The 20734-nt window shown below is 68.8% G+C and carries 22 protein-coding genes, 1 pseudogene and 1 riboswitch; of the genes and pseudogenes, 15 read left to right on the top strand and 8 right to left on the bottom strand.

What is annotated here, in order from left to right; translation table 11 throughout:
• Positions 1–50: 50 nt before the first annotated feature.
• From AC1MED_RS10265 to trxA, 3 genes are all read right to left on the bottom strand, one after another.
• Complete coding sequence (locus AC1MED_RS10265) at positions 51–725, bottom strand: hypothetical protein (RefSeq protein WP_479783198.1); 675 nt, start codon at positions 723–725, stop codon at positions 51–53.
• Positions 703–2001 carry an MFS transporter gene (locus AC1MED_RS10260; protein ID WP_479783196.1) on the bottom strand — a complete coding sequence of 433 codons (1299 nt, stop codon included), beginning with the start codon at positions 1999–2001 and terminating at the stop codon, positions 703–705. Before AC1MED_RS10260 ends, AC1MED_RS10265 begins: the two co-directional genes overlap by 23 nt.
• Before the next feature lie 211 nt (positions 2002–2212).
• On the bottom strand, positions 2213–2578 hold the full coding sequence (gene trxA / locus AC1MED_RS10255) for a thioredoxin (protein ID WP_346960875.1): 366 nt from the start codon (positions 2576–2578) through the stop codon (positions 2213–2215).
• Between the two features lie 154 nt (positions 2579–2732).
• Here trxA and AC1MED_RS10250 point away from each other — a divergent pair, with 154 nt between their 5' ends.
• The 9 genes and pseudogenes from AC1MED_RS10250 to AC1MED_RS10210 all read left to right on the top strand — a co-directional run bounded on the left by AC1MED_RS10250 (position 2733) and on the right by AC1MED_RS10210 (position 8881).
• Positions 2733–3047, top strand: coding sequence for a rhodanese-like domain-containing protein (locus tag AC1MED_RS10250; protein ID WP_346960874.1), 315 nt, complete (start codon positions 2733–2735; stop codon positions 3045–3047).
• A 2-nt stretch (positions 3048–3049) separates the two neighbouring features.
• Positions 3050–3376: a metal-sensitive transcriptional regulator gene (locus AC1MED_RS10245; RefSeq protein ID WP_346960873.1), complete on the top strand. Its 327-nt coding sequence runs from the start codon at positions 3050–3052 to the stop codon at positions 3374–3376.
• 155 nt (positions 3377–3531) lie between these two features.
• On the top strand, positions 3532–3834 hold the full coding sequence (locus tag AC1MED_RS10240) for a rhodanese-like domain-containing protein (protein WP_479783195.1): 303 nt from the start codon (positions 3532–3534) through the stop codon (positions 3832–3834).
• A gap of 158 nt (positions 3835–3992) precedes the next feature.
• Complete coding sequence (locus AC1MED_RS10235; protein WP_479783194.1) at positions 3993–4601, top strand: rhodanese-like domain-containing protein; 609 nt, start codon at positions 3993–3995, stop codon at positions 4599–4601.
• Positions 4598–5362: a sulfite exporter TauE/SafE family protein gene (locus AC1MED_RS10230; RefSeq protein ID WP_346960870.1), complete on the top strand. Its 765-nt coding sequence runs from the start codon at positions 4598–4600 to the stop codon at positions 5360–5362. Before AC1MED_RS10235 ends, AC1MED_RS10230 begins: the two co-directional genes overlap by 4 nt.
• Positions 5363–5491: 129 nt before the next feature.
• On the top strand, positions 5492–5899 hold the full coding sequence (locus AC1MED_RS10225; protein WP_479783193.1) for a DUF7793 family protein: 408 nt from the start codon (positions 5492–5494) through the stop codon (positions 5897–5899).
• A gap of 178 nt (positions 5900–6077) precedes the next feature.
• Positions 6078–6524: a universal stress protein gene (locus tag AC1MED_RS10220; RefSeq protein ID WP_479783192.1), complete on the top strand. Its 447-nt coding sequence runs from the start codon at positions 6078–6080 to the stop codon at positions 6522–6524.
• Positions 6525–6530: 6 nt separating this feature from the next.
• Positions 6531–7412, top strand: a pseudogene (locus AC1MED_RS10215) (HAD-IC family P-type ATPase); the annotation flags it as partial.
• Positions 7413–7915: 503 nt separating this feature from the next.
• The gene (locus AC1MED_RS10210) at positions 7916–8881 is read left to right on the top strand and encodes an HAD-IC family P-type ATPase (RefSeq protein WP_479783191.1); all 966 of its coding nucleotides are present in this window, start codon (positions 7916–7918) and stop codon (positions 8879–8881) included.
• Positions 8882–9013: 132 nt separating this feature from the next.
• On the opposite strand, the gene AC1MED_RS10205 is transcribed toward AC1MED_RS10210, so the two are convergent.
• Both AC1MED_RS10205 and AC1MED_RS10200 read right to left on the bottom strand, forming a co-directional pair.
• The gene (locus tag AC1MED_RS10205) at positions 9014–10435 is read right to left on the bottom strand and encodes an MBL fold metallo-hydrolase (protein WP_346960207.1); all 1422 of its coding nucleotides are present in this window, start codon (positions 10433–10435) and stop codon (positions 9014–9016) included.
• Positions 10436–10591: 156 nt separating this feature from the next.
• Positions 10592–11128 carry a nuclear transport factor 2 family protein gene (locus tag AC1MED_RS10200; RefSeq protein ID WP_479783190.1) on the bottom strand — a complete coding sequence of 179 codons (537 nt, stop codon included), beginning with the start codon at positions 11126–11128 and terminating at the stop codon, positions 10592–10594.
• Between the two features lie 358 nt (positions 11129–11486).
• Between AC1MED_RS10200 and AC1MED_RS10195 the strand changes: the two genes are divergently transcribed.
• The 3 genes from AC1MED_RS10195 (at position 11487) to AC1MED_RS10185 (ending at position 16534) form a co-directional block, all read left to right on the top strand.
• Entirely contained in the window at positions 11487–14894 is a 3408-nt protein-coding gene (locus AC1MED_RS10195; protein ID WP_479783189.1) for a choice-of-anchor D domain-containing protein, read from the top strand.
• A gap of 100 nt (positions 14895–14994) precedes the next feature.
• Entirely contained in the window at positions 14995–15672 is a 678-nt protein-coding gene (locus tag AC1MED_RS10190; RefSeq protein ID WP_479783188.1) for a DNA alkylation repair protein, read from the top strand.
• A 55-nt stretch (positions 15673–15727) separates the two neighbouring features.
• Positions 15728–16534: a hypothetical protein gene (locus AC1MED_RS10185; protein ID WP_346960737.1), complete on the top strand. Its 807-nt coding sequence runs from the start codon at positions 15728–15730 to the stop codon at positions 16532–16534.
• Here the strand turns inward: AC1MED_RS10185 and AC1MED_RS10180 are convergent.
• A complete protein-coding gene (locus AC1MED_RS10180) occupies positions 16531–16785 on the bottom strand; it encodes a hypothetical protein (RefSeq protein ID WP_346960736.1) in 255 nt (84 codons plus the stop codon). The two genes, AC1MED_RS10185 and AC1MED_RS10180, sit on opposite strands and share 4 nt — an antisense overlap.
• 173 nt (positions 16786–16958) lie before the next feature.
• Positions 16959–17151: riboswitch (cyclic di-AMP (ydaO/yuaA leader) on the top strand.
• Between the two features lie 4 nt (positions 17152–17155).
• On the opposite strand from AC1MED_RS10180, the gene AC1MED_RS10175 reads away from it, so the two are divergent.
• A complete protein-coding gene (locus AC1MED_RS10175; RefSeq protein WP_346960735.1) occupies positions 17156–17944 on the top strand; it encodes an NlpC/P60 family protein in 789 nt (262 codons plus the stop codon).
• 115 nt (positions 17945–18059) lie between these two features.
• On the opposite strand, the gene AC1MED_RS10170 is transcribed toward AC1MED_RS10175, so the two are convergent.
• Complete coding sequence (locus AC1MED_RS10170; RefSeq protein ID WP_479783187.1) at positions 18060–18722, bottom strand: dihydrofolate reductase family protein; 663 nt, start codon at positions 18720–18722, stop codon at positions 18060–18062.
• Positions 18723–18832: 110 nt separating this feature from the next.
• Between AC1MED_RS10170 and AC1MED_RS10165 the strand changes: the two genes are divergently transcribed.
• Complete coding sequence (locus tag AC1MED_RS10165) at positions 18833–19063, top strand: helix-turn-helix transcriptional regulator (RefSeq protein ID WP_479783186.1); 231 nt, start codon at positions 18833–18835, stop codon at positions 19061–19063.
• A complete protein-coding gene (locus tag AC1MED_RS10160; RefSeq protein WP_479783185.1) occupies positions 19063–20256 on the top strand; it encodes a type II toxin-antitoxin system HipA family toxin in 1194 nt (397 codons plus the stop codon). The genes AC1MED_RS10165 and AC1MED_RS10160 overlap by 1 nt, the downstream gene beginning before the upstream one ends.
• Before the next feature lie 37 nt (positions 20257–20293).
• On the opposite strand, the gene AC1MED_RS10155 is transcribed toward AC1MED_RS10160, so the two are convergent.
• Positions 20294–20671, bottom strand: a complete 378-nt coding sequence (locus tag AC1MED_RS10155; protein ID WP_479783184.1) for a cupin domain-containing protein — start codon at positions 20669–20671, stop codon at positions 20294–20296.
• Positions 20672–20734 lie beyond the last annotated feature (63 nt).

Raw genomic sequence — 20734 nt, 5'->3', positions numbered from 1 at the left:
CAGATGGTGTGAGCCGACGGCAGCGGCGCTTGTCCCAGGGACGTCGCAGGTTACTGCCGGCGTGTTGTCGACCGTACCGTATGGGCGCCGGTTTGGTGCAGAGCGTCTCCACCGGAGTAACCGGCTCCGCGGGCCGGCGGGAAAAGCGGCCGGCAGGTGGGGCAGGAAACGGCGCCGAACGGCGCGCCGTCGTCGGGAGCCAGGGCTGCCCGTTCAAGATCCAGACGCAATCGCAGCGCCCAGCCCAGCAACGCGAGGGAGGCGAGTGAGACGGCCGGCTGGATCACGGTGCCCAGCACCGCAGGGGCCGCCCAGCTGAACAGGTAGGCGAGGAGGCTGTCCGGGCCGGGGGAGGTGCCCAGGGCCAGCCCGGCGAGTCCGAGTACCGGCCACCGGGTAACACACAGCGTGGCCTCTGCGCCGATCGGGGCCCGGACATAGCTGCCGACGAGGAGGCCGGCCAGCAGCGACCCCGCGGCGATGGCTGGGACGGACCACCAGGCGGCCCAAGGCGTACCGGCCCAGGCCGCGCCTGCCCCGGCCGCGCCGTTCGCGGCGACGAGGGCAGCCGCGGCGGCAACGGCGGTGATCCCGGCAGCCACCATTCGTGGGCGCTGCCAGCCGCGCAGCGAACGCCAGTCGCGGCGCAGCCACGCCAGCCTGGCCGGGCGTCCCAGCCGGCCCGCGCCGGCCGGCTGGTCCTCAGCCCTGGTGTGCCGCGGCATGCTGGTCCGCCTTTCCCCGCGTCCGGAGTGCTGTCCAGCCGATGACGACGGCAACCAGCGCGATGGCCAGGAAGCCGAGCCCGGAATAGCCGGCCGCGGCAAGGACCGGACCCGCAAGGGCGCCGCCGAGGGCCCCGGCGGCGTTCATGCCCAGGTCGGACATGCCCTGGATGGCCGGCCGCTCCTGCCCGGAGACGGACTCGGCCACCATGGCGGAGCCCGCGACCACCGAGGCGGACCAGCCCAGGCCCAACAGGATGAGGCTGACCGTCACGGCCGTGCGGGAATCCGCGGCGAAACCGGCGATCAGGAGGGAGGCCAGCAGCATCGCCTGGCCCAGCAGCACCACGGGCAGCCGTCCGGCCTTGTCGGCTAGCCAGCCGAAGACGGGGGAGAGGGCGTACATTCCGGCGATGTGCAGGCTGATGGTGAAGCCCACGATCGTCAGGCTTGCGCCGTGCTCGCGCAGATGGATCGGGGTCATGGACATCAGCGCCACCATCGTGGCGTGGCTAAGTGCCACCACGACGACGGCGTACCGGGCCCGGGCGTTGCGGCGAAGGATCCGCAGTCCGGACTGCGGAGGGGCGGTTTCCCCTGGCCGGTCCCCGCTTTTCAGCGCCTCCAGCAACGGGTCCGGCCGGAGTCCGGCCAGATATACGGCGGCGGCGGCCAGCTGGGCGGCCACCGAAAAAGCAAAAGCCCCGGTCATGGGCGGCAGGCCGAGGGCGGCGCCGACGGTTTCCCCGGGGCCGAAGAGATTGGGGCCCAGCACGGCCCCGATGGTGGTGGACCAGACGACCACGGAGAGGTCGCGGGCCCGGGAACCGGGCCGGGCAAGGTCAGTGGCGGCAAAGCGGGCCTGCAGGTTGACGGCGGAACCCGAGCCCAGCAGCATCAACCCCAGCAGGAGCAGCGGGAAGACCGCGAGCGCCGCGGAACTGATCGCGATGACCGCGCCGGCACCGGCGATGAGGGCACCGGTGGATAGCGACACCCGGCGTCCCCGGGCGAGCGCCAGCCGGGCCAGCGGTATCGCGGCGAGGGCCGCGCCGAGGGTGCTCATGGTTGCGGCCGTGCCGGCCCAGGCCGGCGAGCCGGACAGCTGGGCCGCCAGCAGCGAACCAAGGGACAGGGTTGCGCCCATGCCGATGCCGCCCAGTATCTGGCCGCCGACCAGCACGGAGAGCACCTTCCGCTGCGAAGCGCGGTCAGGAAGGTGCTCCCGTACGGGAGCGGGCCTGAGCGGCATCATCGCCCGGCGGGGCGCAGGCACTGCGGCACCCCGGCCGGTCGAGGAGGGATCACTTGCAGGTGCAGCGCTGTTCGGCGGGCACGTTGGCCATGACGGACTCTACGTGCTCGCCGCAGCCGGCCCAGGTGATCTTTCCACAGCTATTGCAACGAACGGAACTGCACATTGTTTTCTCCTTTGGTGGGTACTGCTGGTCGGGTAGTGCTGGTACTGCCGGGGTGGTCTGTGACGGTCAGGACGCGGGGGCGGCGGCCATCTTGGCCCGCACGTCTTCCATGTCCAGGCCCTTGACGGCGGTGATGAGTTCATCGAGTCCGCTGGCGTTCATGGCGCCGGGCTGGGAGAAGACGAGGATACCCTCGCGGAAAGCCATCAGGGTAGGGATCGAGGTGATGCGTGCCGCCGCGGAGAGCCCGGGCTCGGCCTCCGTGTCCACCTTCGCGAAGACTACGTCGGGGTGGGCCTCGGACGCCTTGCTGAACGTGGGGGCAAACATGCGGCAAGGACCGCACCAGGCTGCCCAGAAGTCCACCAGCACGATGTCGTTGCCGGAAATGGTGTCGTTGAAGGTCTTTTCAGAAATGTCGATGGTTGCCATGCATCGAATATATACCCCCGGGGGTATTGCGTGCAAGCGTGACTGCCGGGCCGGGCCGGCAAGGGGTTGGGCTTGCAAAAATACCCGGGGGGGTATCATGATGAAAGGGTCAAGTTTCCGCCCGGAGCTCCCGGCAGCCTGAAAGGAAAGCAGTATGAAAAGCATTTCTGTTGATGACCTGGCGGCACTCGTGCCCGGTGTTCCCATCATCGACGTGCGGGAAGCCGAGGAGTATGCCGAGGCCAGCGTTCCCGGCACGAAGAACCTCCCGCTGTCGGCGCTGCCGCAGACCCTTGGCGACGTTCCGATCGGCCGCACCGTCTACGTCATGTGCGCCTCCGGCGGACGCAGCGTCCGGGCCACCGCCTTCCTGGCGGAGCAGGGCTACGACGCAGTCAATGTCATGGGAGGCATCACGGAGTGGTACCGCAACGGCCATCCGGTCACCTACAGCGGCGGGGGCAACTGAGCATGTCGTCCGCCATTAGCCTGCCCGGGGTAAAGCCGGGCCCCGACGCCGCGATGCGCCGCACCATCAACCGGCTCAAGCGAGCCCAGGGTCAACTCGGCGCGCTGATCGCCGCCGTCGAATCCGGATCCGACTGCCGGAGTGTCGTCACACAGCTTTCGGCTGTCCGCGGCGCCCTGGATAAGGCCGGTTTCGAACTGATCTCCTCCGCCATGCGCGAGTGCATCGCCGACGTGCCGGAGGGCATGGAGGGCGCGGCTGCCGATGACGCGGCCGGCCAGAAGCTCACCCTGGAAGAAATCCGGGGCCTCTTCCTGCGCCTGACCTGACGCCCCGTGGCCTGCGCGGCGACCGAGCCGCTCAAGGCTCAGGGGCGCCCCGGCGCATCACCGCCAATTTGAACCTTAATACCCCTGGGGGTATATTAGTAGTGGCTGGATCGGCCACATGCCCCCACCGAACGCCTCCCGAAAGGTGCACACCCATGGACATTACCGCCCAGGAGCTCAACGAACAGCTCAAGAACGGCAGCAACGCCCAGATCGTGGACGTTCGCGAATCCGCCGAAGTCGCCGACGTCATGATCGCGGGCGCGCAGCACATCCCGCTGGGCGAACTGCCCGCACGGTTGGGCGAACTGGACAAGACCCGTCCCGTCGTCGCCGTCTGCCGCAGCGGCCGCCGCAGCGCGGCCGCCGCCGACCAGCTCGCTTCGGCCGGCTTCACCTCCTACACGATGACCGGCGGAATGCTCGACTGGTCCGCCGCCGGGCTTCCCGCCGGCTGACACTCCCATAAACTGCCCGGGCGGCGCCTCCCCCCACTGTGCCGCCCGGGCCTCCACCTGTCCTGATTGCGCCCTTAAAGGGCTCCAGGCAGGTGGTCGGCGGCTTCCCGCACCCGCGCGCTGCCGCCAGAACTGCCCAAGCTATACCGAAAGAGACTATGACTACCTCAAACAAGACCACTACGGTCGAGTCCGCACCCCAGTCCATTGACGCCTCCACCCTGAAAGCCTGGGAGGACAACCACGATGACCTGATGGTGATTGACGTACGCAGCGGTGCCGAGTTTGATTCGATGCACATCAAGGGCTCGTACCATGTCCCGCTCTCCATGCTGAGCGAACACACCGAGGAATTTGCCGCCAAGATGGGCACCCGCGTTGTTCTGGTGTGCCAGTCCGGAAACCGGGCCGAGCAGGCCCGGAAGTACCTGGACGCAGTCGGCCTGGGCAGCGCGAGCGTGCTGGCCGGAGGCGTTCCCGCCTACGCCGCCGCCGGCGGCAACGTGGTGAAGGGCCGCAACACCTGGGCCCTGGAACGCCAGGTCCGCATGACGGCCGGATCCTTGGTCCTGGCCGGCGTCGTCGGAAGCAAGCTGCTCTCGCCGAAACTGGGTCTGCTTGCCGGCGGCATCGGAGCCGGCCTGACCTTCTCGGCTGCGACGAACAGCTGCGCCATGGGCCAGATGCTCTCCAAGATGCCTTGGAACCGTTCCGCCAACGAGCCCACCGCCCACCAGGCGCTGCAGAACCTGGGCTCCAAGGCATGATCCTCACCGCGGCGGCGTTCGGGCTGATCGTCGGCGGCCTGCTGGGCCTGGTTGGAGGCGGCGGGTCCATTCTCGCCGTCCCCGCCCTCGTCTATGGGGTGGGGCTCCCGCTGGCTGCGGCGATCCCGACGTCGCTGGTCGTTGTCGGTGCCTCGTCCGCCGTCGCGGTGCTGCCCCGCCTGCGGGGCGGAGTGAACTGGCGGCTTGCCCTCATCATTGGCGCCGCCGGCACGGCAACCGCCTACTTGGGCGCGTACGTGAACCGGCTGCTCGACCCGAAAGTGCTGCTGCTGGCGTTTGCCGCCATCATGGTCTTCGCCGGCATCCGGATGATGCTTCCGTCCAAGGCATCCGGCGGGTCCTGCGCCCTGCCCGGCGGCGGCGTCAACTGGCGCAGCTGCCTGCCCAAGGCCATTGCGACCGGCGCCGTCGTGGGCTTCCTGACCGGGCTCCTCGGCGTCGGCGGCGGCTTCCTGATCGTCCCGGCTCTGACCCTGGTCCTGGGCCTGCCGATGGCGGTGACCGTCGGTACCTCGCTGGTCATCATCGTGATCAACTCGATTGCCGGCTTCGCCGCGCACCTCGGTGATCTGCAGATCGACTGGGCCGTCACGGCAGCGTTCGCGGGGGCAGCCATGGTTGCCTCCCTGGTCGCGGGCCGGCTCGGCACCAGGATCCCGGACAAGGTGCTCAAACGCGGTTTCGGCGTCCTGGTCCTGCTGGTCGCCGCCTATGTGACGGTGCAGGCACTCCTCTCCTAAGCAGGGGACGGCCGGAATGGAAAAGCACGGACAAAAAGCGCCGGAGGACATGTCCTCCGGCGCTTTTCCGTGGCCCGGGTCCCGGTCACCCCGGCCGGGAAGGGTATCTTGGGGACCTAGGGGGAGCGCATGGAAGAGATCCTGATCGCAGACGGAAAAGCGAGGCTCGCATTGTGCGGGTCCTACTTTCACTTGGCCTGGACACCGGGGGCGCAGGTGGACGCCGGAGACGCTGCCGAGTCCATTGAAGCGATGCGGGGCCTCAGCGGCGGCAGGGAGCTACCGCTGCTGGTTGAGATCGCCGGTGTGACCATGAGTGCTGCGGCGAGGGGTGCGTACGAACGAGCCGAGGCCGTGTCCGCGGTGGCCCTGCTGGGCTCCAGCGTGGTGGACACCGTCGTGGCGGCGGCACTGCGCCCCCACGACTTTTGCCCGCACGCGTATTTCACCTCACGCACAGAGGCCCTGGCATGGCTGGAGGCCTTCCAGGTTCCGGAGTTGGCCGCGGGGGAGGAACCGGGCCTGCGCCACGCGTAGCCTGGCTGCCCCTGCCCCTGCCCCTGCTCCTGCCCTCTGCACCCTGCACCCTGCCCCCTGCGCCCTGCACCGGACGCGCCGGCCACGGTACAAGGACCCTTGATTGACCCGGCCGCCGGGAGGATCGTGGGGCGTGTGGCACAACGCCGTGCCCGGAAGACGCAGGTACGGAGGCGCGATGGCAGCCGCAGCAACGTTTCGAATCGTAGTCGGAGTGGACGGCTCGGACTCCTCGCTCGCAGCCCTTGACTGGGCCCTCGAGGAGGCGCGCCTGCGGTCCGGCCAGGTCCACCTGGTGAGCGCCTGGCATTATCCCGTCATCGGGGACGCAGCCGGCCGGGGGCCGGACCGGGACGCCTTCGGCGAGCACGCGCGGCAGGCCCACACAGACGCGCTGCGGCACGCGGCCGGTGCCGGCGTCGACGTCAACGGCGAGGTGACTGAAGGCCATCCTGCGGACGTGCTGCTCCGGGCCGCCGCCGGCGCCGACCTCCTGGTGGTTGGATCGCGCGGCCATGGCGGCTTCACCGGAATGTTGCTTGGCTCGGTATCAAACCATGCCGTCCACCACGCCCCGTGCCCGGTGCTGGTGGTCCGCACGGATGCGGGTCCGGCGCAAGGCTGAAAAAACGTGGCCGCGCCGCAGGGGCTGTCCACCGCACAGGCAGCCCGGTTGCTGGAGACTGCCGGCCCCAACACCGTCCCGCTGCAGCGGACGGGGCTGGCGCTGCGGCTGCTGCGGAAACTATGGGCGCCCGTCCCGTGGATGCTGGAGGCAACCATTGTCCTGGAGTTCGTGCTGGGCAAATGGCTGGACGCGCTGATCATCCTGATGGTCCTGAGCCTGAACACGGCGCTGGGCATCGTCCAGGAGCGCCGCGCGGAGGCTGCCGTCGAGCTGCTGCGCAGCCGGCTGGAGATCAATGCGCGGGTGCTGCGGGACGGGGCCTGGACTGTGATCCCGGCATCCCGCCTGGTCCCCGGCGACGCTGTCCACCTCCGGGTCGGCGATTTCGTGCCCGCCGACGTCGTGGTCCAGGACGGCACCATGACGGTGGACCAGTCCACCCTCACCGGCGAGTCCGTTCCCGTTACCCGGGACCCGGGCAGCACCGTCTACGCCGGCGCCACGGTGGTCCGCGGAGAAGCCAGCGGCACCGTGGCCGCGACCGGCGCCGCCACCTACTTCGGCAAAACCGCGGAGCTGGTGGGCGGCTCCGCGCCCGCCGCCCACCTGGAATACGTGGTGTTGCGGATTGTGCGGGTGTTCATTGCCGTGGACCTGGTCCTGGCCGTGGCGGGCACCGCCGGGCTGGCCGCCGCCGGCTCCACCAGCACAGACGTGATCTCCTACGCGGTAATACTGCTGCTGGCGTCGGTGCCGGTGGCCATGCCGGCCGCCTTCGCCCTGGCCGGCGCCCTCGGCGCGAAGCACCTTGCGTCGCTGGGGATCCTGACGACCCGGCTCACGGCCCTGCAGGACGCCGCGTCGATGAGCGTCCTGTGCATCGACAAAACGGGCACGCTGACCGAAAACAAGCTCGCGGTCGCCGCCGTCGCACCCAGCGGGGCGGTCGGCCGGGACGAGCTCCTGCAGTGGGCTGCCGCGGTCTCCGACGCCGCCACGCAGGACCCCCTGGACCTGGCGATCCTCGCGGCGGCCGGTGAATCCGTGCGGGCCGGTGAACCCGCGGGGGCGGGTGAACCCGCGGGGGCCGGGGACAGGCTGAGCTTCACCCCGTTCGACCCCGCGACCAAGCGTTCCCAGGCAACGGTGGCCAGGGACGGCAGGACCGTCCGGGTCACCAAGGGTGCCCCGCACGTCATCGCGGCCATGGCCGGGACCCGGCCGCCGGCGGAACTGGAGGCCCTGGCCTCCGGCGGCGCCCGGGTCCTCGCCGTCGCTCTCTACGACGGGACCTGGCGCCTGCTCGGGCTCATTGCCCTCGCCGACCGGGTGCGGCCTGAAGCCGCCGGTCTCCTGGCCGGCTCGCCGGACTCGGAATCCGGGTCATCATGGTCACCGGGGACAGCGCTGCCACAGCCGCCGCCGTCGCCGCGGACGTGGGGCTCAACGGCGACGTGGTCCGGGCGGAGGACCTCGCGGCGCTGGGCCGCGAAGATGGAGGGCCGGCTGTTATTGCCCAGGTCCTGCCCCAGGACAAGCACCGGATCGTGCAGCTGCTCCAGCAGGCGGGCCACGTGGTGGGCATGACCGGGGACGGTGTCAATGATGCCCCGGCGCTGCGCCAGGCCGAGGTGGGGATCGCCATGGAAGCCGCGACGGACGTGGCAAAGTCCGCGGCCGGGGTGGTCCTGGTCCGCGGGGGATTGAACGACATTGTGGGTTTGGTCGAGGAAAGCAGGAGGATCCACCAGCGCTCGCTGACCTACGCCCTGAACGTCAGCGTGAAGAAACTGGAGGTGCCTTTGTTGCTGACCGCCGGGGTGCTCTCCTTCGGCCAGCTCGTGTTCACGCCGTTGCTGATGGCGCTGCTGCTGCTCGCCAATGACGTGGTGAGCATGATGCTCACCACGGACAACGCCCGCTTCTCGCAGCGCCCTGACACGTGGCACGTGGGCCGGACCATCGCCGGCGCCCTGGTCGTCGCCGTGCCCATGCTCGGCGCGTCGCTGGCCTTGCTCTGGGCGTCCGGGCAGCTTTGGCCCGGGGGCGGCATCGACCAGGTCCGGACCGTCATCTTCCTGACCCTGGTCTTCAGCAGCCAGGTCACCAGCTACGTTGTGCGCACGGCGCTCCCGGCGTGGAAAGACCGGCCCTCCGGGCTGCTGCTGGCGGCGTCGGTGCTGGACGTGGCCGGCGCCTCTGCGCTGGCGCTGTGGGGTGTGCTGATGGCGCCGGTTCCAGGCGCCCTGCTGTTGCTCATCGCTGCGGCGACGTTCACCGGCGGATTCATCGCCGACCGTCTCAAGGTGCCGGCCTTCCGGAGGTTGCGGCTGCACACCGGAGGGGCCGGCTGAACGCTGCCATTGCAGGCTCCCGGGGGCACAACAGTGGCGGCGGGCCGGGGTGTTTCCCTGCCCGCCGCCACGTGTTGTTGCTGCGGTTACTGCGTTAGTGCGGTTTTTGCGTTGTGTCCGCGGCTGGTGGTGTTAGCTGGCCGGGACGGTTTCCTTGGCCTGCTGGGCCGACTGCTGTTGTGCGTTCCACGCGGCGTAGCTGCCGTCGAGTTCGACGACGTCGTAGCCGGCGCGGCGCAGGGCGCTGGCCGCGACGGAGTTCCGGACGCCGCTTTGGCAGTAGGACACGATGGTGCCCTCGGCGGGGAGTTCGTCCAGGTGCCACATGACGCGGCCGCCGCTGAGCTGGTAGGAGCCGGGGATGTGGCCGGCGGAGTGCTCGGTGCGGTTGCGGACGTCCAGGACCATCGCGGCGTCGAAACCGTCGAGTTCCTCGGGCTGGATCAGCTTCGGCACGGAGACGGGCAGGCCTTCGAGGCCGGTGACGTAGCCGGCGACCTTGTCGATGCCGACGCGGACCAGGTGGTCCCACATTTCCTGCGCGGCGGCCTGGTCCGGGGCCAGGAGCACCAGCGGGTTGGTGTCGGTTTCCGGGTTCACGACCCAGGCGCCGAAGCTGGCGGTGGATTTGCCGGCCGGGACGTTCACGGAGCCGGTGACGGTGCCTTCGTGGACCTCGTTGTTCGGGCGGGTGTCCACGAAGATGACCTTGTCCGCGGCGAGGTCGGCGGCGACGTCGGCGGTGGCGAGTTCGGCCAGGGGTGCGCGTTCGCCCATCACGGCCGGGCCTTCCCGGTTTTCACGCTTCATCCGGGCGAAGTAGGCGTGCGCGTCGGGCTGGCCGTCGAGGAGTTCATCGATGAAGCCCTGCTCGTCGTTCGCGGCCAGGTACGGACCCCACCAGGCGTAGAGGCGTTCGTAGCCGACCGTGGAGGACGGGATCGCGCCCAGGGCCTTGCCGCAGGCGCTGCCGGCGCCGTGGCCGGGGTGGACCTGGACGTGGTCCGGCAGGGTCAGGAACTTATCGCGCAGGCTCGCGAAGAGCTGCTTCGCACCGGCGAACCGGGTATCAACCCCGCCGGCAGCCTCATCCAGCAGGTCCGGGCGGCCCAGGTCGCCGGAGAAGACGAAGTCACCCGAAAGCAGGTAGCCGGGGGCGTCGGCGAACGCGCCGTCGGTGATCAAAAAGGACAGGTGCTCCGGGGTGTGCCCGGGAGTGTGGAGGGCCTTGACCGTGATGTTGCCCAGCTTGATCTCATCGTTGTCGTTCAGCCGCCCGGCGTCGAACCCGTACTGCCAGTCCGCTCCGCCCTCGCCCGAAACATACGCGGCAGCGCCCGTCGCGGCGGCCAGTTCCCGGGTCCCGGACAGGAAGTCCGCGTGGATGTGCGTCTCGGTCACCGCGACGATCTTCATCCCGTTCGCGGCAGCAAGATCCCGGTACACGGCAATATCACGCCGGGGATCAACCACCAGCGCCTCGCCCTTGGCCTGGCAACCAATGAAATAGCTCGCCTGGGCAAGGTCTTCGTCGTAAATGCGCTCAATAAGCATTCGGGGAACTCCTTCTTGCGGTGGACGGGGAAGGGATTCCTTCCTCCTCTGCACTCAACAATAATACCCCCGGGGGTATCTTGCAAACGGGACGGGGGGACTCCCGGCCAGGAACAAATACGGTGCGAAAATTTGGCTTGCCCGGCCCTCAGTTCCTCATCCGGAGCTGCTGGCTCCGCCGTCGTCTGCCGCCTCGCGCAGCCCGCCGTCCTCTGCCGCCTCGCGCAGCCCGCCGTCGTCTGCCGCCTCGCGCAGCCCGCCCAGGCGGCCAAGCTGGAGCGGGGTCGAATCATTGCCCGGCAGCGGGTCGCCGTGCCGGTGGATGATCTTCCAGTCCCCGTCCTCGCGCCGGAAGATCGTGGTGACCCGGAGTTCGTAGGGCAGCGGAGCGGCTCCGCCGACCGAGGCGGTGGTGTGCTCGATTCCCACCAGGTACGCCAGATCGCCGCTGGTTCCGGCGGACAGAATCTCGTAGTCCCAGAAGGCGCAGTTCGAAAAACGCGAGGCCAGGGCGTCGAAGGCCGCCGCCGCGGCGTCCGGGCCGATCCTGGTCGCCACCGCGCCGAAGAGGGTCACCGGCTCATGCTGCGACCAGAGGGCTTTGCGGGGTGCGGCGTCGCCGTTGTGCAGGGCCGTTTCGGCCGCCTTCAAACCCGGCAGCACGGCCGCCAGGAACGCGTTGACATCATCCACGGTGAGCCCTCCATCCGTCCCGGAGTCAATTATCGAACGACCCGATCTGCCGGGCAATGGCCCGCGGGTAGCCCGCGGGTGGCACGCTACGGCGGCCAGGCCGCACGGCAATGCAAGTAGTCATCCAGACCGGCCCAAGTAGCACCCAAGTAGAACCGCGGAGAAAGCGGGCACCCCCCTCCAGAAGTCGGGTAGGCCCCACTCGCGCGCTCGTCCTGAAGCGCTTCTAGGCTCCTCAGTACTGGGACGGGAACGTCAGCTAAAAGGTCAGAAATGGGTCTCAACCATGCGCGAAAAAGCAGAATCTCGGGTTTTGTCCGGCCATTTTCCGCGGCGTCGCCATGGACTAACAGCAGGGTTGCCGTACCGCCGGCCACAAGGTGCGGCAGGAAGCGGCGACGCTGACTCCCGGCGGGGCCCGTGGGTTCAACGCGCGGGCGCTGCCCTGCTCTCGACGGCGCTCACCTTTGCCGGCCTGTCCCTGGGCGGTGCCGCCGCAGCCGACGTCGGGACGATCGCCCACGATGTGTTCCGGACCGGATGGGACAACAATGAGACGGCTCTTACGCCGTCCTCGGTCGCGTCGTCGAACTTTGGAAAACTCTTCTCCACCGCCGTCGACGGGCAGGTCTACGCCCAGCCGCTCGTGGTGGGCGGCACTGTGATCGCCGCGACGGAGAACAACAACGTATACGGGTTGAACGGCTCTACCGGCGCGGTGAATTGGCAGCGCAATCTCGGACCGGCCTGGCCGGCGTCGACGCTCAGCTGCGGTGACCTTACGCCCAACATCGGCATCACCTCCACTCCGGTCTTCGACCCGGCAACCAACAGCGTCTTCCTGCTCGCGAAGAAGAACGACGGAACGAGTGCCCGGCTGCCGCATTGGTACATGCACTCACTGGACCGGGTCACGGGCGCCGAACGTCCCGGATTCCCCGTCCTGATCAGCGGAGCGCCGACGAACGACCCGACCCGACCCTTCAACGCCATGACCGCCATGCAGCGCCCGGGGCTGCTGCTGATGAACGGCGTGGTGTACGCGGGCTTCGCCAGCCACTGCGACTACGCGCCCTTCGTCGGCTACGTCGTCGGTGTGTCCACGGCCGGCCGGCAGACCACCATGTGGGCCACTGAATCCGGTAACAGCAACGCCGAGGGCGGGATCTGGCAGTCCGGCGGAGGCCTGGTCTCGGACGGGGCCGGGCAGATCCTGTTTGCCACCGGCAACGGCATTTCGCCCAAACCCGGACCGGGCAAGTCGCCGCCTGCCACCCTCGCCGAGTCGGTGGTCAGGCTGACGGTCGGAACCGACGGAAACCTCAAGCCCACCGACTTCTTCAGCCCCGCCAACAACGCAAAGCTGGACCAGGACGATGCCGACCTGGGGTCCGGCGCACCCATCGCCATCCCCAACGGCTACGGGACGACGGCGCACCCGCGCCTGCTGGTCCACGCGGGCAAGGACGGGCGCGTGTACCTGATGGACCGGGACAACCTGGGCGGCATGGGGCAGGGACCCGGCGGCGGGGACGCCGTCCTGGACGAAGCAGGCCCATACAGCGGCGTCTGGGGGAGGCCCGCGTTCCTGGGTACCACCAACGGCGGGTACATCTACACCGTTGAGAACAAGGGCTACCTCCGCGCACACAAGCTGCTGCCCACCAGCACCGGAGGCATGCAGCTCGCTTCCGTAGGCACGTCCGTCGGCACCTTCGGGTACACCTCCGGTGCTCCTTCAGTGACCTCCAACGGCACGAACGCGTCCTCGGCGCTCGTCTGGGTGGTGTATTCCACCGGCCCCACCGGCGTCGGCGCTGAGCTCCGCGCCTACCGGGCCCTCCCGGACAGCAACGGGAAGCTCCAGCAGGTGTTCACCGCGCCGCTGGGTACCGCGTCCAAGTTCTCTTCGGTGGCCACTGACAACGGCCGGGTCTACGTGGGAACGCGGGACGGGCACGTGCTTGGCTTCGGCGCGCCGACCACCTCCGCCGTCGGGGCGACCAACACCGACCTGGGCACAGCCGCGGTCGGGGCCACGGGCAAGGGCACCGTGACGATCACCGCGACCAGGGCCGTGACCATTAGCACCATCACCAGCGCCGCACCGTTCGGGATCGGAACCCTCACCCTGCCGCGGGCGCTGGCCAAAGGTGCCAGCATGACCGTCCCTGTGACCTTTTCGCCCACGGCGCCGGGCCAGGTTGACGGCGCGCTGACCGTGAAAACATCCGACGGCGAGACGGACCTCCTCGGTATCCACGGCGTCGGCACCAAGGACGGCCTGGGAGCGACGCCGGCCACGATCGCCTTCACCGACGTCCCCACCCAGACCAGCAGCCGCCAGACGGTCAACGTCGTCAACACCGGCACAACCGTCGTCACGGTCACCGGCGTCACGCTGCCGGCCAACGCCGCTCTCAAGGTCGACCCGACGACGGTGCCGGCCGTGGGACAGAAGATCCAGCCCCTCACCTCGGTGCCGGTGTCCATTACCTTCAGCCCGACGACGGCGAGCCCGGTCACCGATAGGCTGCTCGTCTCCAGTGACCGCGGGTCCCTCACCGTGCCGCTCACGGCAACGGCAGTTTCGGGCGCGGCGCACCTGCAACTGCCGCCATCGCTGGACTTTGGCGACGTCGCGGTGGGCGCGTCAGCCACCTGGGACTTCACGATCGTCAACTCCGGCAATATCCCGATGACCATCACCAAGGCCAAGGCTCCGCAGGGGGTCTTCTCCACCACCACGCCGATCTCCGAGGGCCTGGTCATCCCACCGGGTGAATCCGCGTACCAGAGCGTCACGTTCAAGCCGACCGCGGCCGGACAGGCCGGAACCGTGGACACCTACTACCTGCTCACGGCGAACGACGGCCAGGGCGAACAGAAGGTGATGCTCACCGGCAGGGGAGTGGACGACCCGATTGGGCTCAAGGCCTACCAGCTCAACGCCGGAGACCCGCGGTCGGTCCTGGGCAGGTCACTCACCCTTGAGTACCCGGTAGCCGGAGGCAAGTGCCAGGACTACGTCCGCGGAGTGATCTGCTGGTCGCCGGCAACCGGAGCCCACGTGGTCACGGGCGGAATCTACGACCGCTACAAGGCCCTGGGCGGCGCCGCCGGAGTCCTACGCTTCCCGACGACCGACGAAAAGGTCACCCCCGACACCGTGGGGCGGTACAACCACTTCTCCGGCGGCGGCGGAGGCGGCAGCTCGATCTACTGGTCGCCGAAGACCGGGGCGCACGCGGTCATGGGCGGCATCCGGTCCCGGTGGGCAGCCCTGGGCTGGGAGAAGGGGAAGCTGGGCTACCCGGTCACGGACGAGATGGTCACCCCTGACAGGATAGGGCGGTACAACCACTTCTCCGGCGGCGGCGGAAGCGGCAGTTCAATCTACTGGTCGCCGAAGACCGGGGCGCACGCCGTGATGGGCGGGATCCGTGCCAAGTGGGCCGCCCAGGGCTGGGAGAGAGGGAAGCTGGGCTACCCGGTCACGGACGAGCTGGTCACCCCTGACAAGGTGGGGCGGTACAACCACTTCTCCGGCGGCGGCGGAAGCGGCAGTTCGATCTACTGGTCGCCCGCCACGGGGGCGCACTCGGTGATGGGAGCGATCCGGTCCCGGTGGGCGTCGCTGGGCTGGGAGCGGGGACGGCTGGGCTACCCGATCTCGGACGAGTACTGGGTGAGCGTGGGCCGGGCCTCGAACTTCCAGCGCGGGAAGCTGACCTGGTATTCGGCCACCGGCGCGGTGATCGGCTAACACCGAAGCTGCCGCCGGAGGGCACGGCGGCGCCGGCGGGGACGGCGACGCCGGATCGGCGGCTTAGGCGGGAGTGGCCGGCGCAGGTCAGAATGGAGCCATGAGCGAGGCCGGTGACTTCATTGATGCGGCGCTGCAGCGTGAAAGTTCCTGGCAGCGGGCCGAGGAGGCCCAGGCCCGTTACGGTCCGGAGCTGGGGAGCTACGGAGCCTCCGTCGGTGCTGTCCGCGGCACCGTCCGGGATGCGCTCCGCCGCTACCGGCGCCTGGGCCATGACGACGTCACCGCGCTCAGCTCGGAATTGTGGGCGGTGCCCGTCTTCGAGCGCCGGCTCGCCGCCGTCGTCCTGCTGCAGTCGTCCCTGGCACTGCTGGACAACTCCGACCTGACCCGGATCGAGGGTTTCCTGCGGACGGCGCGCCTGCGCGAGCTGGCCGATCCGCTGGCCATCGACGTCGTCGGGCCGCTGGTAGCGCGGCTGGACCGTCAACACCGCGACCGCGCAGAGGCCGTGATGGGTCGCTGGCTGAGGGACCCGGATGAATGGCTGCGGCGGGCCGCCGTGCTGGCCCCGTTGCGCGGACTGCGGTCCGGCGACGGCGACTGGGACCGCTTTCTCCGGCACGCCGGGACCTCCCTGGCCGACCGTTCGGGAGGCACGAAGGGCAGCTCCGGCAGCAGCCCGGACGGCGCCAGCGGACTGGTCGGGGAGGCATTGTCCCGCGTGCTCGCCGAAGCGCGCTCGCCGAAGCAGGCAGGTCCCGAGCGGTGGTTTTAGCTAAACGGGTCGTAGGCCTCTCACCGGCAGCCTCGGCGCACGCCAAGCTGGGGCGGTGAACAGCTTCCTCGGAGCCGCCAGGGCCTCGCATCTGCGTTTCGTTATCGCCGCAGGGCTTATGCTCGCCGGCTGCGCGGGAGGGCAGGGCGCAGGGCCGGACGGCCCCCCGGCTTCTTCAGCCCCGCGCTCGTCCCCGAGCGGGGCCGGGTCCCCGACGGCGGCCGAGAGCCGGAACTACTCGGACGCACAGCTGCAGTCGCTGCTCAAAGGTGTGAAGCACCCCAGCGGCGCGCAGCTGCAGGTCGAGGATCCTCGCGCCTTGGTGTCCGGGGCAAAGGGTGACTACCAGGACGCGTCGGACCCTAAACGCCGAATTACCCCGCGCGAGTGCGAACTCTTCGACAGCTACCGCATGCTCAATGCGGCCACTGGCACGCTGGCTGGCGGAATGCTGATTCCGGTCAGCCGGGCAGACCAAGAGGCCATGATGACGACTGGCGCCTTCCGCTACCTCGACGTCATCCATCCCGCATCCCAAACCGACCGGTCAGAGTTCCGGCAGCGGCTCGAGGCCTACAGCTCCTGCAACACTGTGAGGGAAATCTCCTTGCTGCCCGGCAAGCTGCAGATGGCCATTGTCCGGCTTCCCGCGAAGGTCAACGCGGACCGGGGGTTCGCGGTGTCGCAGCTCACCTCCGACGGGGCGCGGATTGGCATGATCTGCGTCGGCGGCACCAAAGCGGGGGTGGACGTCATCTACCGCCAGACCGTCAACGGCAACGCCGCGGACTCGCTCGACTTCAACGCCGCCGCCCGGGAAGGCGCCGACGTCGTCAACCAGGTGCTGGGCAAACTGCCCTAAGGCTCCGGCCTGCGTTCCACGACGGCATACGCCTTGCCGTCGAGGAACTGCCAGTCGGTCACCACCATAAAACCAAGCGCGTCCACGCGGTCGTTCAGGACGTGGATGTCGAAACCTCCGTCGCGCGGTTCGGCATCCCACGTCGCCACATGGATTTCCTTCCCCTCGAGGACCAGCAGCTCCGTATTGACATCGAAATCCTCCTGCGGCTGATCACTTAGCTGGCAGATGGCGACACAGTGGCTGTTCATGGTGGGGCCTCCGTTGGGATCGCTGGATGCCTTCATCCTATGCGTGGCAGCCAGAAGGACCCTACCGGTTTTTTGCCGCCGGCAGCAGCCCCCCGTTATCTGAATGTGACATTCCTGCCCGCTGCCGTTACGGTGGATAGGTGCCTGTTTGTATCCGATACGGGCGCTCCCGAGCCGATTTGCCTAACTCTGCCGCGGCCCGGGATCCGAATGCAACCATCTGGCAGAGACGGGGAAACCACATTTGACCTGCACTTTCCGCAGGTCTTGGGGTGAAGCCGCGCAGCGCCCGCTTTGACGGGCCCGCGGCCGGGTGCCTCCCATCCGAATCCGACAGCTCACCTCGCAGGCATTGGGAGAGGCTACATCCATGACTTCAAGCATTACTTCTGCGCGCCATCGGTCCGACGCAACCGCCGGACGGAGCTCAGCATTTTCGGTCAAGTCGGGCACCATCGGCCGCCAGGCCGCCGTTCTTTTTGCCGCCTCCGGCCTTGTCCTCACGAGCGGCATGGCAGCCAACGCCGCCGTTGCGCCGGTCGAGCGCGACTCCGCACCGGCCTCCTCGGTTGACGTTGGGAGCAAGGTATCGACGCCCGTCACCGCTGATTCCGCCGTTCAGATCAGCTTTGACCGCCCGGCAGTCGCGACCACCCCGGCGCCCGTGATCGAGCAGCCCAAGCCCGTCGCCGCACCGGCAGTTGCCGCGCCGGCCGTCGCCGCGGCGCCCGCCGCAGCGCAGCCCGCCGTTGCGCAGCCTGCCGTTGCGCCGGCACCGGCAGCTCCCACCATCACCGTTCAGGCGAAGTCTGCCGCGGCACCTGCCCCGGCAGCCGGCGGAGTCAACGCCACGATGCTCTCGGCCGCCTACAGCCAGATCGGCATCACGCAGGACTGCACCGCCATGGTTGAGAAGGCCCTCGGCGCAGCCGGCATCCGCGTGGGCGACCTCGGTCCCCAGCAGTTCATGAACTACGGCAAGGTTGTGGGCACCCCGCAGCCCGGCGACATGGTCGTCCAGTCCGGCCACGTCGCCATCTACGCCGGCGGTGGCCAGGTCATCAGCGGTGGCATGAACGGCAGCAACCAGACGATCAAGCACCCGCTGTCCTGGCTGACGGCCACCGGCGGCGTGACCTTCGTCCGCGCCGGCGCGTAACACCCGCCTCAGCACCTCTTCCGAAAGCCGGCGACCGGCTGCCACCAGGGCAGCCGGTCGCCGGCTTTTGCATGTCGGCGACGGGCCCGGCCGTCTTAACGCCTGCTGCTGCGCCCTAGCCGGTGTAGCGCAGCAGGACCACGCCGTTGCCGAACGCCCGGGTTTCCGCGAGCGTGAGCCGGGTCCTGTCCTCCGACGGCTTGAACAGCGGCTTGCCGTGACCGATCAGGACGGGGTGGATGTAGATCCAGTATTCGTCGATGAGCCCAAGCCGGCGGAAGGTATCGGCCAGCTCGGCCCCGCCCAGTGCCAGGTCGCCGCCGGGCTGCGCCTTCAGCGCCCGAACGTCTTCCGCGACGACGTCGCGTACCACCGTGGTGTTCCAGTCGGCCCGCTCCAGTGTCCTGGAATAAACGATTTTCGGCATGTCCCGCCAGATTTTGGCAAATTCCACCATGGCCGGCGTGCTGGACGGATCCTGGTCGGCTGTCGGCCAGAAGCCGGCCATCAGGTCGTAGGTGACCCGGCCGTCCAGGAAAGCCCCCATGGAGGCGAGCTGCTCGTTGAAGTGGCTGTGCAGTTCTTCGTCCACCAGGTGCCAGTCAATCTCGCCGTTCGGGCCCTCGAAGAAGCCATCGAGGGACACCTGCAGGGCCAGGATGATCTTCCGCATGGCCAGAGCGTACGCCGGGCGGTCCACCGCGGGGTAGTGCTCTCCGTGGTCCGGGGGGGTGGGGCAGGCGGTCACCGGCAGCATCCTGCCGTTTGGGGCGGTCACGCTCGCGGCGGGGGAACGACCGAAGCATTTCGGCAGGATCTTGCCGAATTGAGTCCAATGCTGCATGATGGGGAGAGTTCCGCAGGCCAACCGGCAAGATGATGCCGGTATTGCAGGAGCATAACGGAGAGAAAGGACGCCGGATGGGCGACGTGGCGGCAATTGCCGAGGGAATCCGACGGGCCCGGAAGGATGCCGGACTGACCCAGGAGCAGTTGGCGCAACTGGCCGGCACGTCCGAGCGCACAGTCCGCGCCATTGAAACGGGAACCGGCAACCCCTCGCTGCAGTCCGTCGTGGCGATCGCCAACGTGCTGGGCCTGAAACTCGCGGTCGGCTAATGCCCGCCGAACTCCAGGACCTGAGGTTCGTCCGGGCGGCGGACGTCTACAAGGACGGTCACCTGGCCGGCCACCTCGCACGGACCGGCACCGGGGGAGTGCGGTTCAGCTACCGGCCCGACTATCTCGCCGGCGGGCGCCCCGCCGTCGCCATTTCCCTGCCGCCGTCCGAGGCAGCGGTGGAAACGCCCGCTGGGGCGCTGCCCGCCTTCTTCGCCGGCCTCCTCCCCGAGGGGCACCGGCTCACCGTGCTGAAGACCGCCACGAAGACCAGTTTCAACGACGAACTGACCCTGCTCCTGGCGGTCGGGGCCGATGTACCCGGGGACGTCCAGGTTGTTCCGGCCGGCGAGCCCCCGGCCGAGCCCGCGGCCCTGGCCGACACCTCACGGCCGGAGGAACTGGATTTCTCGCTCCTGGCCAACACCGTCGACCTGCACGGCATCCCGGGGGTCCAGCGGAAGACCAGCGCTTCGATGCTGACCACGCCGCTGGCCCTGCGCGGGCACCGCTACCTGCTCAAGCTTGATCCGCCGGAACATCCGCACCTGGTCGAAAACGAGGCGGCCCACCTGAAAGGTGCGAAGGCGCTGAAGATCCCCGTCGCGAAAAGCTCCGTCATCGCCGACCGGAACGGCCTGCCCGGGCTCCTGGTCGAACGCTTCGACCGGGTCAAAACGGCCGACGGCGCCTGGCGCCGGCTGCCGCTCGAAGACGGCACCCAGGTGCTGGGCCTTCCGCCGGCCTCCAAGTACGGGGTGGGCTCCGAGGAGGTGGCTACTGCCCTGGCCGGGATGTGCAAGGCTCCGGTGGTTGCCAGCCGCAACCTGTATCTGCAGTTCGTGTTCGCGTGGCTGACCGGAAACGGCGACCTGCACGCCAAGAACCTGGCTATCCTGGGCGGTGCCGACGGATTCGTGATGGCCCCGGTCTATGACGTCCCGTGCACCTTGCTCTACGGCGACGAGACCCTGGCCCTGCCCGTCGCCGGCAAGACCAGGAACCTCAAGGCCAGGCACTGGGCGGAGTTCGCGGACAGCCTCGGGCTGCCGCAGCGGGCCGCGGCAGCAGCCAACCGGACCGCATTGGCGGCAGCCGGTGCGATCGAGCTCGAAAAGCTGCCGTTCTCCGGCTCCCCGCTGCGCGGGGCACAACGGGAACTGCGGTTCAGGCGCCAGGAACTGGGCGCCTGAGCGTCGCTGTCTCCTCGGATCCAGCCAAGGCGGCCTGCTATTCCGGGGCCTTGGCGAAGGAAGCCGCACTAAGGAATTCGACTCCGACGAAAGGCTCTCCGCCCTCTACCCAGGCGTCGTGTCCCGGCGGGATGGTGTAGGAATCGCCGGCGGCAATATCGATGCGGCCGCCGTCGGTGGTTTCCACCGTCAGCTTGCCGGACACGCAGAATCCGACGTGGTTGTTCTGGCAGGAATCCGTCCGCACCACGGGTTTGATGCAGTCGGACCAGCGCCAGCCCGGCTCGAAGCTGAACCGGCCGATGGTGTAGTCGCCGACAGACACGATGTCGATCTCGCTCTTGTCCGGACGGCGCTTCTCATCCGGCGTGTTGTGGGACTTCACCTGCAGCTGGGTAACAAGGTTGGTGGCCATTGCACTCCCTCTTTTCGATCAGGGAATTTAACTGCTTACGCGGCTAAGCCTCCTCGCATGGTC

The sequence above is a fragment of the Arthrobacter sp. BI5 genome, from assembly GCF_056680065.1.
The sequence above is the reverse complement of the archived record's forward strand: the minus strand, read 5'-3'. Positions and strand labels throughout refer to the sequence as shown.